General features: G+C 64.0%; 18 protein-coding genes. 12 read left to right on the top strand and 6 right to left on the bottom strand.

The window, feature by feature from the left end:
* Positions 1 to 40: 40 nt before the first annotated feature.
* Complete coding sequence (gene dapB / locus G455_RS0106150; protein WP_028092891.1) at positions 41 to 850, bottom strand: 4-hydroxy-tetrahydrodipicolinate reductase; 810 nt, start codon at positions 848 to 850, stop codon at positions 41 to 43.
* Between the two features lie 88 nt (positions 851 to 938).
* Between dapB and rbfA the strand changes: the two genes are divergently transcribed.
* The 6 genes from rbfA to G455_RS0106120 all read left to right on the top strand — a co-directional run bounded on the left by rbfA (position 939) and on the right by G455_RS0106120 (position 4,841).
* Positions 939 to 1,334, top strand: a complete 396-nt coding sequence (rbfA, locus tag G455_RS0106145; protein ID WP_028092890.1) for a 30S ribosome-binding factor RbfA — start codon at positions 939 to 941, stop codon at positions 1,332 to 1,334.
* Positions 1,331 to 2,068, top strand: coding sequence for a phosphodiester glycosidase family protein (locus G455_RS0106140; RefSeq protein WP_028092889.1), 738 nt, complete (start codon positions 1,331 to 1,333; stop codon positions 2,066 to 2,068). Before rbfA ends, G455_RS0106140 begins: the two co-directional genes overlap by 4 nt.
* An 85-nt stretch (positions 2,069 to 2,153) precedes the next feature.
* Positions 2,154 to 3,059, top strand: coding sequence for a tRNA pseudouridine(55) synthase TruB (truB, locus tag G455_RS0106135; protein WP_028092888.1), 906 nt, complete (start codon positions 2,154 to 2,156; stop codon positions 3,057 to 3,059).
* 176 nt (positions 3,060 to 3,235) lie between these two features.
* Entirely contained in the window at positions 3,236 to 3,763 is a 528-nt protein-coding gene (locus G455_RS0106130) for a DUF1643 domain-containing protein (protein ID WP_028092887.1), read from the top strand.
* A 140-nt stretch (positions 3,764 to 3,903) separates the two neighbouring features.
* Positions 3,904 to 4,173 carry a 30S ribosomal protein S15 gene (gene rpsO, locus G455_RS0106125; protein ID WP_028092886.1) on the top strand — a complete coding sequence of 90 codons (270 nt, stop codon included), beginning with the start codon at positions 3,904 to 3,906 and terminating at the stop codon, positions 4,171 to 4,173.
* Positions 4,174 to 4,367: 194 nt separating this feature from the next.
* Positions 4,368 to 4,841 carry a cytochrome b gene (locus G455_RS0106120; protein WP_161629387.1) on the top strand — a complete coding sequence of 158 codons (474 nt, stop codon included), beginning with the start codon at positions 4,368 to 4,370 and terminating at the stop codon, positions 4,839 to 4,841.
* Between the two features lie 39 nt (positions 4,842 to 4,880).
* Here the strand turns inward: G455_RS0106120 and G455_RS26795 are convergent, their stop codons facing one another.
* Entirely contained in the window at positions 4,881 to 5,057 is a 177-nt protein-coding gene (locus tag G455_RS26795; RefSeq protein WP_205620459.1) for an O-methyltransferase, read from the bottom strand.
* Positions 5,048 to 5,311: an O-methyltransferase gene (locus G455_RS26790; RefSeq protein ID WP_028092884.1), complete on the bottom strand. Its 264-nt coding sequence runs from the start codon at positions 5,309 to 5,311 to the stop codon at positions 5,048 to 5,050. The genes G455_RS26795 and G455_RS26790 overlap by 10 nt, the downstream gene beginning before the upstream one ends.
* Before the next feature lie 260 nt (positions 5,312 to 5,571).
* Between G455_RS26790 and pnp the strand changes: the two genes are divergently transcribed.
* The 3 genes from pnp to G455_RS0106095 all read left to right on the top strand — a co-directional run bounded on the left by pnp (position 5,572) and on the right by G455_RS0106095 (position 9,362).
* A complete protein-coding gene (pnp, locus tag G455_RS0106105; protein ID WP_028092883.1) occupies positions 5,572 to 7,716 on the top strand; it encodes a polyribonucleotide nucleotidyltransferase in 2,145 nt (714 codons plus the stop codon).
* A gap of 123 nt (positions 7,717 to 7,839) precedes the next feature.
* The gene (locus G455_RS25525; protein ID WP_051312228.1) at positions 7,840 to 8,610 is read left to right on the top strand and encodes an ORF6N domain-containing protein; all 771 of its coding nucleotides are present in this window, start codon (positions 7,840 to 7,842) and stop codon (positions 8,608 to 8,610) included.
* A 35-nt stretch (positions 8,611 to 8,645) separates the two neighbouring features.
* Entirely contained in the window at positions 8,646 to 9,362 is a 717-nt protein-coding gene (locus tag G455_RS0106095) for a glycosyltransferase family 25 protein (RefSeq protein ID WP_028092882.1), read from the top strand.
* Positions 9,363 to 9,366: 4 nt separating this feature from the next.
* Here the strand turns inward: G455_RS0106095 and G455_RS0106090 are convergent, their stop codons facing one another.
* Positions 9,367 to 10,020: a peroxiredoxin gene (locus G455_RS0106090; protein ID WP_028092881.1), complete on the bottom strand. Its 654-nt coding sequence runs from the start codon at positions 10,018 to 10,020 to the stop codon at positions 9,367 to 9,369.
* 166 nt (positions 10,021 to 10,186) lie between these two features.
* Here G455_RS0106090 and G455_RS0106085 point away from each other — a divergent pair, with 166 nt between their 5' ends.
* Positions 10,187 to 11,626, top strand: coding sequence for an aldehyde dehydrogenase family protein (locus G455_RS0106085; RefSeq protein WP_028092880.1), 1,440 nt, complete (start codon positions 10,187 to 10,189; stop codon positions 11,624 to 11,626).
* A 187-nt stretch (positions 11,627 to 11,813) separates the two neighbouring features.
* Here the strand turns inward: G455_RS0106085 and G455_RS0106080 are convergent, their stop codons facing one another.
* On the bottom strand, positions 11,814 to 12,272 hold the full coding sequence (locus G455_RS0106080) for a glyoxalase superfamily protein (protein ID WP_028092879.1): 459 nt from the start codon (positions 12,270 to 12,272) through the stop codon (positions 11,814 to 11,816).
* Positions 12,273 to 12,534: 262 nt separating this feature from the next.
* Here G455_RS0106080 and G455_RS0106075 point away from each other — a divergent pair, with 262 nt between their 5' ends.
* The gene (locus tag G455_RS0106075; protein WP_028092878.1) at positions 12,535 to 13,380 is read left to right on the top strand and encodes an alpha-1,2-fucosyltransferase; all 846 of its coding nucleotides are present in this window, start codon (positions 12,535 to 12,537) and stop codon (positions 13,378 to 13,380) included.
* Positions 13,381 to 13,389: 9 nt separating this feature from the next.
* Here G455_RS0106075 and G455_RS0106070 read toward each other — a convergent pair whose 3' ends face one another.
* Positions 13,390 to 14,034, bottom strand: coding sequence for an RluA family pseudouridine synthase (locus G455_RS0106070; protein WP_028092877.1), 645 nt, complete (start codon positions 14,032 to 14,034; stop codon positions 13,390 to 13,392).
* Positions 14,035 to 14,154: 120 nt separating this feature from the next.
* Between G455_RS0106070 and G455_RS0106065 the strand changes: the two genes are divergently transcribed.
* Entirely contained in the window at positions 14,155 to 14,565 is a 411-nt protein-coding gene (locus tag G455_RS0106065; RefSeq protein WP_028092876.1) for a nuclear transport factor 2 family protein, read from the top strand.
* Positions 14,566 to 14,599 lie beyond the last annotated feature (34 nt).

The raw sequence follows: 14,599 nt of genomic DNA, 5'->3' as shown, positions 1-14,599 counted from the left end.
GCGATTCGCGACCGGATCGCCCCGAAACGTTCCGCCGGGGTCACAACCCCAGCACATCGACCATATCGTATTCGCCTGGCGCCTGATCCTGCCCCCAAAGCGCCGCCTTCAGCGCCCCGCGGGCAAAGATCGCCCGATCGGTCGCGACATGGCGCAGGATGATCCGCTCCCCATCAGCGGCGAACAACACATCATGCTCGCCCACGATATCGCCGCCGCGAATGGCGGAAAATCCGATGTGGCCGCGTTCGCGCGCGCCGGTGATGCCGTCGCGGCCCCGGTCAGCCACATCTGCCAGTTTGACGCCGCGTCCCTCGGCCGCGGCCTCGCCCAGCATCAGCGCGGTGCCCGAGGGCGCATCGACCTTGTTGCGGTGATGCGCCTCGATCACCTCGATGTCGAAATCCTCATCCAGCGCCGCAGCCACCCGTTTGGTCAATTGCACCAAGAGGTTGACGCCAAGGCTCATGTTGCCGGCCCGGATGATCACCGCATGGCGTGCCGCCGGCTCCAGCTTGGCGATCTGCGCGTCCGTCATGCCGGTGGTGCCGATCACATGCACCGCCCGCGCCTGTGCCGCCAATGCCGCGAATTCCAGCGTCGCCTCCGGCGCGGTGAAATCGATCACCGCCTGGGCACGCGCGAAGGCCTCAAGCGGCTGGTCGGTCACGGTAACGCCCAGCGGCGCGCCGCCCATCGCCTCGCCGACATCGCGGCCGATCCAGGAATGCCCCGATCGTTCAACCGCGCCGACCAGATGCGCCTTGTCGCTTGCCGCCACCGTCCGGATCAGCATCTGCCCCATCCGGCCCGATGCCCCGGTCACCACGATTCCCGGCTTCATTGTCATCTCGGCGCCCTTTCGCTGTCAGTCCCGCAAACTCCTACCGCCTCAGGCACCGCTTGGCAAAGCCCCGACAAGCGCCTAGATCGGAAGAATGACAAAGAACAGATTCCATGAGGGGGCCGGCCCCTCGCAGCGCCAACTGCGGGTGAGCGAGCTGATCCGGCGCACGCTGGCCGAGGTGCTCGCGCGTGGCGATATCCATGACCCCGACCTCAACCGCATGTCGGTCACCGTGGGCGAGGTGCGCATCTCCCCCGACCTGAAGATCGCCACTGCCTATGTGCTGCCATTGGGCGGCAAGGGGCAGGAGGATGTGGTCAAGCTTCTGGCCCGCAACAAGGGCGAACTGCGGCGCATCATCGGCAAGAAGGCCGGGCTGAAGTTCACCCCTGACCTGCGCTTCCAGCTTGACGAGACCTTCGACCAGATGGACGAAACCCGCCGCATGCTGTCGCAAGACGCGGTGCGCCGCGATCTGGACACGTGATCCGCGCGGCTCTGATCCTGCTGGGCCTCACCCTGGCCTCCCCCGCCGGAGCGGTAGAGTGTCGCGACACCGAATTCGAAGGCAATCGTTATACCCTGTGCGAGGTTGACCCCGCGCAGGAGGACTTGCGCCTGTTCCTGAAAGACGACCAGGGCCAGGGGCTGGGCCAGTTCGGCGCGGTCAACGCGATGCTGGCGACGCGGGGCGAGCGGCTGGTCTTCGCGATGAATGCCGGCATGTATCATCAGGATCGCTCTCCCGTCGGCCTCTATGTCGAGCGGGGCGAGGAGCTGAAACAGGTCGTTCCCAATGCCGGGCCCGGCAACTTCGGCCTGCTGCCGAACGGCGTCTTTTGTATCCGCCCGGGCCGCGCCGATGTGATCGAGACCCTGCGCTATATCGCTGAAAAGCCCAGTTGCACCTATGCCACCCAATCGGGGCCGATGCTGGTGATCGAAGGTGCGCTGCACCCGCGCTTCCTGCCCGACAGCAGCTCCCGCTATATCCGCAACGGGGTGGGAACCAGTGCCGAGGGGACCCGCGCGGTCTTCGCGCTGTCGCGCAATGCGGTGACCTTTCATGAATTCGGCCGGTTCTTCCGCGACGAGCTGAACCTGCCGCAGGCGCTCTATTTCGATGGGAATATCTCACGGCTCTATGCGCCGCAGATCGATCGCGACGACCCGGGCTTTGCCCTCGGCCCCATCGTCGGCGTGGTGGAGACCGCCGAGTAATCCGGCGTTGCAGCGGTTGCGAAATTGACAGACACGCCGCCATCGGCTAGGCCCCCGGCCTCATTCGCATGACATCGGGGACGACATGGCACGCAAACGCAAAGGGCGCGATATTTCCGGCTGGCTGGTGGTCGACAAACCCGCAGGCCTTACCTCCACCGCGGTGGTGAACAAGGTGCGTTGGGCGCTCGATGCGAAAAAGGCCGGCCACGCCGGCACGCTCGATCCCGAGGCAACCGGCGTCCTTGCCGTCGCCTTGGGAGAGGCGACCAAGACCGTTCCCTTCATCACCGACGCGTTGAAGGCCTATCGCTTTACCGTGCGACTGGGTCAGGCCACCAATACCGACGACGCCGAGGGCGAGGTGATCGCGACCAGCGACGCGCGCCCATCCGACGATCAGATCAAGGCGGCGCTCGGCCAGTTCGTCGGCGACATCATGCAGGTGCCGCCGAAATTCTCCGCCGTGAAGATCGACGGCCAACGCGCCTACAAACTGGCCCGCGACGGCGAGGAGTTCGAGGTCGAGGCGCGCCCGCTCTGGGTCGAGGAACTGGTGATGACCGACCGGCCCAACGCCGATCATGTCGAGCTCGAGATGACCTGCGGCAAGGGCGGCTATGTCCGCTCCATCGCCCGCGATCTGGGCGCGGTGCTCGGCTGCCATGGCCATGTGGTGCGGCTGCGTCGGATCTGGTCGGGCCCCTTCGACGCCGAAGACGGGCTGGGCATCGAGCAGATCGACGAGATGGCGAAGACGCCGGACCTCGATCAATACCTGCTCCCGCTCGAAAAGGGGCTCGCCGATCTGCCGGAGGTGAAATGCACCCCCGAAGGTGCGGCCAAGCTCAGGAACGGCAACCCCGGCATCGTACTGCCTTCGGATGTGGAATATGGCGACGAATGCTGGGCCTCCTTCGATGGCAAGGCGGTGGCTGTCGGCATCTACAAGGCGGGTGAGCTGCACCCGAGCCGGGTCTTCAACCAATAACGCCCCTACGGGGCGCCTGCCTCCGGCGGCCGTATTTGACACGAGAAGAAGAGCACGCACTGTGCCCCTTCTTCTCGGCGCAAATACGGCGGGGGAGGCGCCCGTCAGGGCGACGGGGGCAGAGCCCCCTGTGCCGGAGCCTTTCGCTCGATCGGTGGCCAGGCTAAAACGGACCCATGATCACCCGCAGCCATACCAAGGACGATACGGCCTCTGTCGCCGTCTATTCCGATTGCGAGGGATACCGCTACAGCCTGACCCGCGTCTGGGAATCCGGAGCTGCGCGGGTGAGCTTCATCATGCTGAACCCCTCCACCGCGACCGAGGTGCAGAACGATCCCACGGTCGAACGCTGCGAACGCCGCGCCCGGGCGCTGGGATTCGGCGGCTTTCGTGTCACCAACATCTTCGCCTGGCGCGAGACCGATCCGCGCGCAATGCGCCGCGCCTCCGATCCGATCGGGCCAGGCAATGACGACGCATTGCTGGATAGCCTCGGCTGGGCCGATCAGGTGATCTGCGGCTGGGGAACCCATGGCGCGCATCTGGATCGCGGCCCGGCGGTCGAGACGCTTTTGCGCGCCACCGGCCGGCCGCTCCATCACCTCGGGCTCAGCAAGGCGGGGCATCCGAAACACCCGCTTTACATCGCCTATGCCAAGGAGCCCGAACTCTGGCTGCCGCCGGCCTCCCGGACAGTCTGAGGTTTTTCTTTGCCAAGCTGGGCAAAACCGCCTATACGCCCGCATCCCGTGGCGGAATCGCCGCGGGTTTTCTCCATGGGCCTGTGCTGGACGACATCCCGGCCTGCGCCATCCACTCTAGCTCTGTAAAGGAGACCCCGATGTCGATTACGCCGGAAGAAAAAGCCCGCGTCATGAAGGAATACGGAACCAAGGAAGGTGACACCGGGTCGCCCGAGGTTCAGGTTGCAATCCTCAGCTCGCGCATCGCGACGCTGACCGAGCACTTCAAGACCCACAAGAAAGACAACCACGGCCGCCGTGGCCTGCTGAAGATGGTCGCCCAGCGCCGGAAGCTGCTGGATTACCTCAAAGGCAAGGATGAAGCCCGCTATCAATCCCTGATCGCGCGTCTCGGCCTGCGTCGCTAAGCCGACCGAGGTCTTTTCAAGACTTGAAAGCGCCCGCTCCCCAAGGAGCGGGCGTTTTTCATGCGCGCCAGGTTCTCTGCGCCTTTTCCGGATGTCGCCGGAAATTCACAGCGGATTTGCGTTCGGTCAATGTGCCCGGCCGACAATAGATGTATCGCCGGCTCAGCATTTTCGGAACTGGAAGGATGAGGGCCGTGCGCGATCTACCTCAGAGCTTTTCTCTTATGCAACGGATCCTGCATTGGGCCATGGTGGTGCTGGTCCTGTTCAACCTCCTGCTGCCGCAAGGCATGGGCGGCAAGGGGATTGATCTGGGGATCGTCCCGCCGGCGCATGTTCATATCGCAGTGGGCGCCGCCATTTTGGTACTGGCTGCGATCCGGCTGGCGCTGCGGCTGATCCGGGGCGTCCCACCCGAACCGCTGGGCGCGCCACTGTTTTACCGGATCCTCGCGCGCAGCGGCCAGTGGGTGTTCTACCTGCTGTTCTTCGCCATGCCGGTGACCGGAGCGCTGGCGTATTACGATGGCAGCGCAGTGGCGAGGGCCCTGCATGCGGATCTGCTGCGTCCATTGTTCTGGCTGCTGATCACCGCGCATGTCAGCCTGGCGCTGGCCCATCAGTATTACTGGAAAACCGATATGCTGGGCAAAATCCTGCGGGGATGAAGGTGACCGCGCTAAACCACGATTGCCAGGGCAAAGCCATCACCTCCTTCCCCCGCTCTGGATCGCCGTCGCGTCCAGCCGGGGGTGATCGGCAATCATCTGCAAAAGGGCGCCTACACCCTGCACATTCGCATCCATACTGCCCGGATCGGCCACCGCGCCGCCACGCACCAGATTGTCGCCGACAATGACGCTGCCCGGGCGGGTCAGCCGCAAGGCCTGCTCCAGATACCGGGGGTGTTCGGCTTGTCCGCGTCGATAAAAACCAGATCGAAGAGCCCGTCGAGCGAAGGCAGCACCTCGAGCGCCGGGCCTTCGCCCAGGTCGACGCGATCTGACAGACCGGCGCGGGCGTTTTCCGCCAGGGTCTGTTCCAAAGCGGGATCGCTCGACGCCAAGGGGTCGCTGAAATACCGGTCGACCGCCGCCCATTGCCCCGCCTCACCGGCGGGATAATCCGGAATGCGCATCTTTGGCCCCTGTCACGTTCTGTTGACGCGGGCCTTAGCCACCCCGGCTGACAGCACTGTAACACCCCCATGACGATCCCGGGGCCAGGAAACTCCCTGCTTCCCAAAACGCCAGAACTCCTGTATGCGCGCCCCATCTGAGACGTGACGCCTTCAGCCCCTGGGCACATGCAAGAGGATAGGGGGCGGCGGCAATGGGGCCGCCACGCAAACGGGAGACCCGGGATACGCCTGGGAGCGCTTCCTAACAGGAAAACACGATGTTTAATGTAACCAAGAAATCTATGCAGTGGGGCGAGGAAACCCTCACTCTGGAAACCGGCAAAGTTGCGCGCCAGGCCGATGGCTCGGTCATCGCGACGCTCGGCGAGACCAGCGTGATGGCCAACGTGACCTTTGCCAAGGAACAAAAGCCCGGTCAGGACTTCTTCCCGCTGACCGTGCATTATCAAGAGAAATACTATGCCGCCGGTAAAATCCCGGGCGGCTTCTTCAAGCGCGAAGCCCGACCGACCGAAAAAGAAACGCTGACCGCCCGTCTGATCGACCGGCCCTGCCGTCCGCTTTTCGTTCCCGGCTTCAAGAACGAAGTGCTGGTGATGTGCACCGTGCTGAGCCACGATCTGGTCAACGATCCCGATATCGTCGCCATGATCGCCGCCTCGGCCGCGCTGACCATCTCGGGCGTGCCCTTCATGGGCCCGATCGGCGGCTGCCGCGTCGGCTTCGTCGATGGCGAATACGTGCTGAACCCGACTGTCGAAGACATGCACCAGCTGCGCCTGAACCCGGAACAACGCCTCGATCTGGTCGTCGCCGGCACCAAGGATGCCGTGATGATGGTGGAATCGGAAGCCTATGAGCTGACCGAAGCCGAGATGCTGGGCGCCGTGACCTTCGCGCACGAACAAATCCAGCCGGTGATCGACTTGATTATCGCCCTGGCCGAAGACGCCGCGAAAGAACCCTTCGACTTTACGCCGCCGAATTATGCCGATCTCTATGCTGCCGTGAAAGCCGCCGGCGAAGATCAGATGCGTGCCGCCTTCGCCATCACCAACAAGCTGGAGCGGCAAGCCGCCGTCGCCGCCGCGGTCGAGGCCATCAAGGCCACGCTCAGCGACGAACAGCTTGAAGATGCGAACCTCGGCTCCGCGATCAAGAAGCTGGAATCGAACGTGCTGCGTGGCGATGTGGTCAAGAACGGCCGCCGCATCGACGGCCGTGCGCTGGATCAGGTCCGCCCGATCGTCTGCGAAACCGGGCTGCTGCCGCGGACTCACGGGTCGGCGCTGTTTACCCGTGGCGAGACTCAGGGCCTGGTGGTAACCACTCTGGGCACCGGTGATGACGAACAGTTCATCGACGCGCTGCACGGCAACTTCAAATCGAACTTCCTGCTGCATTACAACTTCCCCCCCTATTCGGTCGGTGAAGTGGGCCGCGTGGGGTCGCCGGGTCGTCGCGAGATCGGCCATGGCAAGCTGGCCTGGCGCGCGCTGCAAGCGGTTCTGCCGGCCCCGACCGACTTCCCCTATACCATCCGCGTGGTGTCCGAGATCACCGAATCGAACGGCTCCTCCTCGATGGCTTCGGTCTGCGGCGGTTCGCTGTCGATGATGGATGCGGGCGTGCCGCTGAAGGCGCCGGTCGCCGGTGTGGCAATGGGCCTGGTGCTGGAAGACGACGGCTCCTATGCGGTTCTGACCGACATCCTCGGCGACGAGGATCACCTGGGCGACATGGACTTCAAGGTTGCCGGCACCTCCGACGGCATCACCTCGCTGCAGATGGACATCAAGGTTGCGGGCATCACGCCTGAGATCATGGAAAAAGCCCTGGCGCAGGCCAAGGAAGGCCGGATGCACATCCTGGGCGAGATGTCCAAGGCGCTGACTGAAGCGGCCGAATTCTCGGTTCACGCTCCGCGCATCGAAACCATGCAGATCCCGACCGACAAGATCCGGGAAGTGATCGGCTCGGGCGGCAAGGTCATCCGCGAGATCGTGGAAACCTCGGGCGCCAAGGTCGACATCAACGACGACGGCGTGATCAAGATCGCCTCTGCCGACGGCGAAGCCATCCAGAAGGCCTATGACATGATCTATTCGATCGTGGCAGAGCCGGAAGAAGGCAAGGTCTACAAGGGCAAGGTCGTGAAGATCGTCGATTTCGGCGCCTTCGTGAACTTCTTCGGCAAGCGGGACGGTCTGGTCCACGTCAGCCAGATCGAAAACCGCCGCCTGAACCATCCGTCGGATGTGCTGAAGGAAGGTCAGGAAGTCTGGGTCAAACTGCTGGGCTTCGACGACCGCGGCAAGGTTCGCCTGTCGATGAAAGTCGTCGATCAGGAGACCGGCGAAGAGATGAAGAAAGAAGAGAAAACCGAGGAAGAGGCGGAGTAATCTCCCCCTCCCCCCGCGTTTCACGAGCCCCGGCAGCACTGCCGGGGCTTTTCTGTTGCGCCCCCGGCGCGGCCCTGTTTTCACTGAGATCACAGACTGTGATCTCAGGACGATATCCGCTTCATGACCCACCCCACCCCGGCGATCATCGACCTGTTCGACGTGCCCCTGCTTCTCGACCGCGAGGCGGCGCGGCTGTTCGGAGTGGAAACGCGCGTTGTGAACCAGCAGGTGTCACGCCACAAGGCCCGGTTCACCGATGAATTCGTGCTGAAGCTGACACCGGAACAGACCCGGCAGGTGAGATCACACTTCGTGACCTCACGGCCCGACATGACAGAGCGTCTGCGCACCCCGAACGCCTTTACCGAGGAAGGCGTGATCCTGCTGGCGACCGTCCTCAATTCGGACAATGCGATCCGCGCGACCAAGGCAGTGATACGCACCTTTATCGAGGTCCAGCGGCTCAGCCGCGATGGCCAAAACCGGACGCCTGTCCCGGTAGCGACGGAAGATAGCTTGCCCGCCCAACCGGAGTTTCGTCGCAAGGTCGACACGATCGTGCGCCAGTTGGCCAATGTGACCCTGAGCGCCGAGGAACAGAACGCCGTCATGGTCGAGGCGACCCAGTTCAAGCAGGAAAGCCTCAATGCCCTGCATGCCTGGCTGCAAAGCAAGAGCCTCGGCAATGCCGAACGTGTTGCCCGCATCCAGCGCGATTTGGCCGAAGCCGAACGCGCCCGGGCCGAGGCAGCCAAGACGATTGTCGAGACCCGGGAAAAGGAACGGCTGGCGCTGATCCGCGAACTGCTCTTGACGATGGACCTGGAACGCGCACAGGAACAGGGCGACTATTCGGAATTTTCCCAAACCCTCAAAGGCTTGTTGAAATAGCCACCGCCGCCCCCGGATCGGCCAGAAAGCGCGCCATGAATTCCCTCATCATCCATATGTCCGCCAGCACCGCCCGCCGCCCGAATGCAGAGCGGCTTTTGCACGATCTGCCGGCGGCTGAGCTGGTCGAGGCGGTGAATGGCCGCGATCCGGCGCAGATCGCCGATGTGGTGACGGCGCCCGGCAATCTGTGGCGGCCGCGCTATCCCTTTGCGCTGCGCCCGGCAGAGATAGGCGTATTCCTCAGCCATCGCAAATGCTGGCAGCGGATCGTGGCGGCCGGCTGGGACTATGCCCTGATCGTCGAGGATGATCTGGCGGTGGATGCGGACGGCCTTGCCCGTGCGCTCAGGCTGATCGAGAGCCACGGCAATCCGGAGATGTACATCCGCCTGCCGGTCAAGCAGCGCGAGACACCCACCACCATTCTGGCACGGGACGGAGATATGCGCTTCATCCTGCCGAAGGTGATCGGCTTGCAATGCATCTGCCAGGTGGTCGGGCGCGGCGCTGCCGCGCGACTGCTGCGCGCGACCGAGGCCATCGACCGCCCCGTCGATACCTTCCTGCAGATGCACTGGATCACCCATCAGCCGGTGCACGCCATCCTGCCCAACGGCAACCGCGAGATCGCCCAGCAGATCGGCGGGTCGACCATCCAACAAAAAACCCGCGCCAGCGGCAAGCTGGCGCGGGAATTCAATCGGGCCGTCTATCGGGCACAGGTCGCCCTGCGCCCGCAGCGGGCCTGACCTCTCAGTCCGGGTTCTTGGCGAAACGCAGATAGGGCAGCTTCTTGTCGAGCGCGCCGTATTTCTCTTCTGCCGCAGCGTCGTCCAGCGACAGCGCCACGATCACGTCCTGGCCCACGGTCCAGTTCGCCGGCACTGCCAGCGGCTGCTGGTAGGTCCGCTGCAGACCGTCCAACGCGCGCACCACCTCGGCGAAGTTGCGGCCCACCGACATCGGATAGACCATGATCAGTTGCACCTTCTTGTCCGGGCTGATGATGAAGACGGCGCGAACCGAGGCGCTGTCAGCAGCGGTGCGGCCATCGGGCAGATAGGCCTCGGCCGGCAGCATGTCGAACAGCTTCGACACTTTCAGATCGCTGTCGGCGATGATCGGAAAGCCCGCCTTGGCGCCCGAGAAGCCCTCGATATCGGTCTTCCATTTCTTGTGCTCTTCGGCGCCATCGACCGACAGGCCGATCACCTTGGTGCCGCGTTTGGCCCATTCGTCGGCCAGTTGCGACACCGCCCCGAATTCGGTGGTGCAGACCGGGGTGAAGTCCTTGGGGTGCGAGAACAGGATCGCCCAGCTGTCGCCGATCCAGTCGTGGAAGGTGATTTCACCCTGATCGGTCATCGCGGTGAAATTCGGCACGGTATCGTTGATGCGCAGGCCCATGATATCTCTCCTCATCGTGGTCTGTTTCGATTGCGTTCTGCCGCAAATGTAACCGTTCCTGCGCCGGGTTCCATCCCTGACTTGTCCCCATTCCTTCGCAATGACAGAGTGACGCCGACACGCCGACCGCCCGGTCGGCGAAAACCGCCGAGTTGGGAGTATCAAAATGATCGAGAAGCGGAATTTCTATATCAATGGCGAATGGGTCGCGCCGATTGACGCACGCGATTGCGAGGTGATCGATCCCTCGACCGAAGAGCCCTGCGCGGTGATCTCCCTGGGCAGCGCTGCCGATGCCGATGCCGCCGTCGCCGCTGCCAAGGCAGCCCTGCCGGGCTGGATGGCCACCCCGGTCGAAGAGCGGATCGCACTGGTCGAGAAGCTGCTGGAAATCTACATGGAACGGGGCGAGGATTTGGCCCAGTCGATGTCGATCGCCATGGGCGCGCCGATCGACCTGGCTCGGACCCAGCAGGTCGGGGCGGGATCGTTCCACCTGAAGAATTTCATCAATGCCGCCAAGAAGTTCCAGTTCGACCGGCCGCTCGATGAGAAATACCCGAACGACCGCATCATCTATGAGGCCGTCGGCGTCGCCGCGCTGATCACCCCGTGGAACTGGCCGATGAACCAGATCACGCTGAAGGTCGGCGCCGCCGCCATCGCCGGCTGCACCATGATCCTGAAACCGTCGGAGGAAAGCCCGCTCGACGCCATGGTCTTCGCCGAACTGGTCGATGCCGCCGGTTTCCCCAAAGGGGTCTTCAACCTGGTGAACGGTGACGGTACCGGCGTCGGCACCCGCCTGTCGGGCCATCCGGACGTCGATATGGTCAGCTTCACCGGCTCGACCCGCGCCGGCATCGCGATCTCGAAGAATGCCGCCGAAACCCTGAAGAAGGTGCACCTGGAGCTGGGCGGCAAGGGCGCCAATGTGGTCTTTGCCGATGCCGACGAAAAGGCGGTGAAGCGCGGCGTTCTGCACATGATGAACAACACCGGCCAATCCTGCAACGCGCCGTCGCGCATGCTGGTGCAATCCGAGATCTATGATCAGGCAGTGGAAATCGCCGCCGAGGTCGCCTCGAAAGTCGCCGTGGGCAGCGCTCATGACGAAGGCAACCACATGGGCCCGGTGGTCAACAAGACCCAGTGGGAGAAGATCCAGGGCCTGATCCAGAAGGGCATCGACGAAGGCGCCCGTCTGGTCGCCGGCGGGCCCGGCCTGCCGGAAAACTTCAACAAGGGTTTCTATGTCAAACCGACCGTCTTCGCCGACGTGACCCCGGACATGACCATCGCGCGCGAGGAAATCTTCGGCCCGGTGCTGTCGATCATCAAGTTCGACACCGAGGAAGAGGCGATCACCATCGCCAATGACACCGAATACGGGCTGACCAACTATGTCCAGACCCAGGATCCGGCCCGTGCCAACCGCATGGCCCGCGTGCTGCGCTCGGGCATGGTCGAGATGAACGGCAAGCCGCGGTCGGCCGGCGCGCCCTTCGGCGGCATGAAGAAATCCGGCAACGGCCGCGAGGCCGGCATCTTCGGGATCGAGGATTTCATGGAAATCAAGGCCGTCAGCGGCTGGACCCCGGAATAAACCCCGCAGGTCCGCGTCATCTGGAAAGCCGCCCTTCGGGGCGGCTTTCTTTTTGTGCCCGGTCCGGCGACCCCGCGCCAGCGTTCCGGGCGGGATAGGCCGTATTTGAAACGAGAAGAAGCAGGGGACCGTGCCCCGCTTTCCAACGTCGTCAGATGCGGCCGACGGGGCGCTGGCTGTCTGCGCCTCACAACCCTGCCGGCACCACGATCATCTGTGGCGCCCCGTCCGACGTCTTTTGCGGCGAGCGGCCGTTTTCGTCGATCGTCGCGGTCACCCTTTGGCGAAAGGATGAAAAACTGTCGAAGCGCACCACATCGACGGGATCATCGAAATGCAGGGTGATCCGCATATGCGGCGAATAGGGGCTGTGGCTGAGCCCATGGACCCGGCCGGTAAAGGCTTGGCCCAGATAGCGCCCGGTCACCCGGTCGCCCACAGCCAGGGGCCGCGCGTTGGTGTCACGCACTGGCCGCGATGCCAGGGCACGCAGGGTGTTCCAGTCGCGCGCGCCTTCCTGATGCGCCACCAATTCCAGGGCCTGGGAATGGCTGATCTCGGTGCCCTGCGCCGCCAGCTTGGCGCGCAGAGATTTCGCCCGGGCCTTGAAGCCCGCGATCTTGGGGTGATCTTCGGATACACTCATCCTGAACCTCGTCTCCGAATACGGCATGACGCGGGGGGTGACGGGCGTTCGCATTACCATCGCTCGCATGCCTGGGAGAGTAGGACATCAGAGCAAATTCCGGGTTTCACCAAAGCGTGACGCTTGCGAACGGCAGGGCACCCGAACCTGATGCCCCCATAGGCGCGCGCGCCCCCGCCGGTCAAGCCCCGACAGCGCGCGCCGGACTGGCCCTGTTGCTGAAATCCCCCTAAAGACGATGAAAAGCCCTGCGAGACCCCCGATGATCTATACCCGCCTGCATGGCCGTCTTGGCAACCAGATGTTCCAATATGCCGCCGGCCGCGCCCTGGCGGCCCGGCTGGGTGTGCCCTTGGCCATCGATTCGCGCGGTGCGCTGCGGCGAAACGAAGGCGTCCTGACCCGGGTCTTCGACCTGCCGCTGGCCGATCCGAGCGTGCTGCCGCCGGCCAAGCATGACGGGTTTCTCGCCTATGCGCTCTGGCGCGGGTTCGGCCGCCATCCGCGGTTTCGCCGCGAACGTGGCCTTGGATTTAACCCGGCCTTCACGGATTGGGGCGACGACACCTATCTGCATGGCTATTGGCAGAGCGAGCGCTATTTCGCCGGGGTCGGCGACGTGATCCGCCGCGACTTCACCTTCCCCGCCTTCAGCACGCCGCAGAACGCCGACATGGCCGCCCGAATCGCCGAGACCACGGCCATCGCCCTGCATGTGCGGCGCGGCGATTACCTGACGCTCGGGGCGCATGTGCTGTGCGATCAGGCCTATTACGACGCGGCGCTTGCCCGCGTGCTCGATGGGGTGAAGGGCACCCCCACGGTCTTCGTCTTCTCCGACGATCCAGACTGGGCCAAGGCCAACCTGCCCCTGCCGGTGGAAAAGGTGGTGGTCGATTTCAACGGGCCGGAGACGGATTTCGAGGATATGCGGCTGATGTCGCTCTGCCGGCACAACATCATCGGCAATTCGTCGTTTTCCTGGTGGGGCGCCTGGCTGAACGCGCATGACGACAAGCGCGTCGCGGGTCCCGCCAAATGGTTCGGCGATCCGAAGCTGCAAAACCCCGATATCCTGCCTGCCGATTGGATGCGGATCGAGGTCTGACCCGACGGCTCAGAACGGGGCCGGCGCCCGCAGCTTGAGTGACACACCGCCCTCGGGGTTCTTGATCCGCAATTCCTCGGAATGCAGCATCAGCCGGGGGAAATCGCGCGCCGGACCTTCGGCATAGAACGGATCGCCCAGGATCGGGTGACCCAGCGCCAGCATATGGACCCGAAGCTGGTGGCTGCGCCCGGTTTTCGGGAACAACCGCACCCGCGTCTCGGCTGTGTCGTATTTCATCACCTTCCAGTCGGTGACCGCAGGCTTGCCGGTGTCGTGACAGACCATCTGCCGCGGCCGGTTCGGCCAATCGACGATCAGCGGCAGGTCGACGGTGCCGGTCTTCGGCTCCAGCCGGCCCCAGAGCCGCGCGACATAGGTCTTCCTGGTCACCCGCGTTTCGAACTGCATCGACAGGTTGCGCTGCGCGTGCGGTGTCAACGCGAAGACGATCACGCCCGAGGTATCGCGGTCCAACCGGTGCACCAGCAGCGCGTCGGGAAAGGCGGCCTGAACCCGGCTCAGCAGGCAATCGGCCAGATGCGCGCCCCGGCCCGGTACCGACAACAGCCCGGCCGGCTTGTTGACGGCGACAAGCTGCGCATCCTCGTAGAGGATATCCAGAGGGTCCATGGGGGGATTGTAATCGCTCATGTCCCGGTCCTACCCTACCGCGTCCTGACGTCAAGCTTGCCGGAACGCCATCGCGCCGCCAAGCTGCCGCCGGAGCCGGAGGAGGAGAACCCCGAGATGACCGCAGATTTGCACCCCGACATGCACCCGACCATCGCCAAGGCGCTGGAGATCATCGCCTCGGGCGATCACGAGAAGATCGCCGAGGTGCTGGCCGAAGACGTCCGTTTCCTGCCGCCGACCTATTGGGCGACTTGGACCGGACGGGACCCGGTGGCCGCCGTCCTGGGCCACGTCGGCCAGGTCTTCAGCGATTTCCGCTATCGCCGGGTGATGGGCGCGGGCAACGACTGGGCGCTGGAGTTCCAGTGCAAGGTCAACGGGCTCGATGCGGTAGGGGTCGATCTGATCACCCTGGGCGAGGATGGGCTGATCAGCCTTTTCGAGGTGGTGATGCGGCCGCACAAGACAGTGGGCGAACTGCGCGAGGCGATGGCGGCCCGCGTCAAGACAGATCCGAGGTTCCTAGAATACCGCAAGGCGTTGTCCTGAGCCAAGGCGGGACACCGGCCCTGTCGCCGAGGAG

The organism is Pseudodonghicola xiamenensis DSM 18339 (assembly GCF_000429365.1).
GTDB classification, from domain to species: domain Bacteria; phylum Pseudomonadota; class Alphaproteobacteria; order Rhodobacterales; family Rhodobacteraceae; genus Pseudodonghicola; species Pseudodonghicola xiamenensis.
Note: the sequence above shows the minus strand (reverse complement) of the source record. Positions and strands in the feature narration are given on the sequence as shown.

What these genes read in the sequence shown, in the direction of transcription:
- G455_RS0106080 (WP_028092879.1), bottom strand. Translation starts at nt 12,272, where the DNA reads ATGAGTGTATCCGAAGATCACCCCAAGATCGCGGGCTTCAAGGCCCGG.
- rpsO (WP_028092886.1), top strand. Translation starts at nt 3,904, where the DNA reads ATGTCGATTACGCCGGAAGAAAAAGCCCGCGTCATGAAGGAATACGGA.
- G455_RS0106095 (WP_028092882.1), top strand. Translation starts at nt 8,646, where the DNA reads ATGAATTCCCTCATCATCCATATGTCCGCCAGCACCGCCCGCCGCCCG.
- G455_RS0106065 (WP_028092876.1), top strand. Translation starts at nt 14,155, where the DNA reads ATGCACCCGACCATCGCCAAGGCGCTGGAGATCATCGCCTCGGGCGAT.
- G455_RS0106070 (WP_028092877.1), bottom strand. Translation starts at nt 14,034, where the DNA reads ATGAGCGATTACAATCCCCCCATGGACCCTCTGGATATCCTCTACGAG.
- G455_RS0106130 (WP_028092887.1), top strand. Translation starts at nt 3,236, where the DNA reads ATGATCACCCGCAGCCATACCAAGGACGATACGGCCTCTGTCGCCGTC.
- rbfA (WP_028092890.1), top strand. Translation starts at nt 939, where the DNA reads ATGACAAAGAACAGATTCCATGAGGGGGCCGGCCCCTCGCAGCGCCAA.
- G455_RS26790 (WP_028092884.1), bottom strand. Translation starts at nt 5,311, where the DNA reads ATGCGCATTCCGGATTATCCCGCCGGTGAGGCGGGGCAATGGGCGGCG.
- truB (WP_028092888.1), top strand. Translation starts at nt 2,154, where the DNA reads ATGGCACGCAAACGCAAAGGGCGCGATATTTCCGGCTGGCTGGTGGTC.
- G455_RS25525 (WP_051312228.1), top strand. Translation starts at nt 7,840, where the DNA reads ATGACCCACCCCACCCCGGCGATCATCGACCTGTTCGACGTGCCCCTG.
- G455_RS0106075 (WP_028092878.1), top strand. Translation starts at nt 12,535, where the DNA reads ATGATCTATACCCGCCTGCATGGCCGTCTTGGCAACCAGATGTTCCAA.
- pnp (WP_028092883.1), top strand. Translation starts at nt 5,572, where the DNA reads ATGTTTAATGTAACCAAGAAATCTATGCAGTGGGGCGAGGAAACCCTC.
- G455_RS0106085 (WP_028092880.1), top strand. Translation starts at nt 10,187, where the DNA reads ATGATCGAGAAGCGGAATTTCTATATCAATGGCGAATGGGTCGCGCCG.
- dapB (WP_028092891.1), bottom strand. Translation starts at nt 850, where the DNA reads ATGACAATGAAGCCGGGAATCGTGGTGACCGGGGCATCGGGCCGGATG.
- G455_RS0106090 (WP_028092881.1), bottom strand. Translation starts at nt 10,020, where the DNA reads ATGGGCCTGCGCATCAACGATACCGTGCCGAATTTCACCGCGATGACC.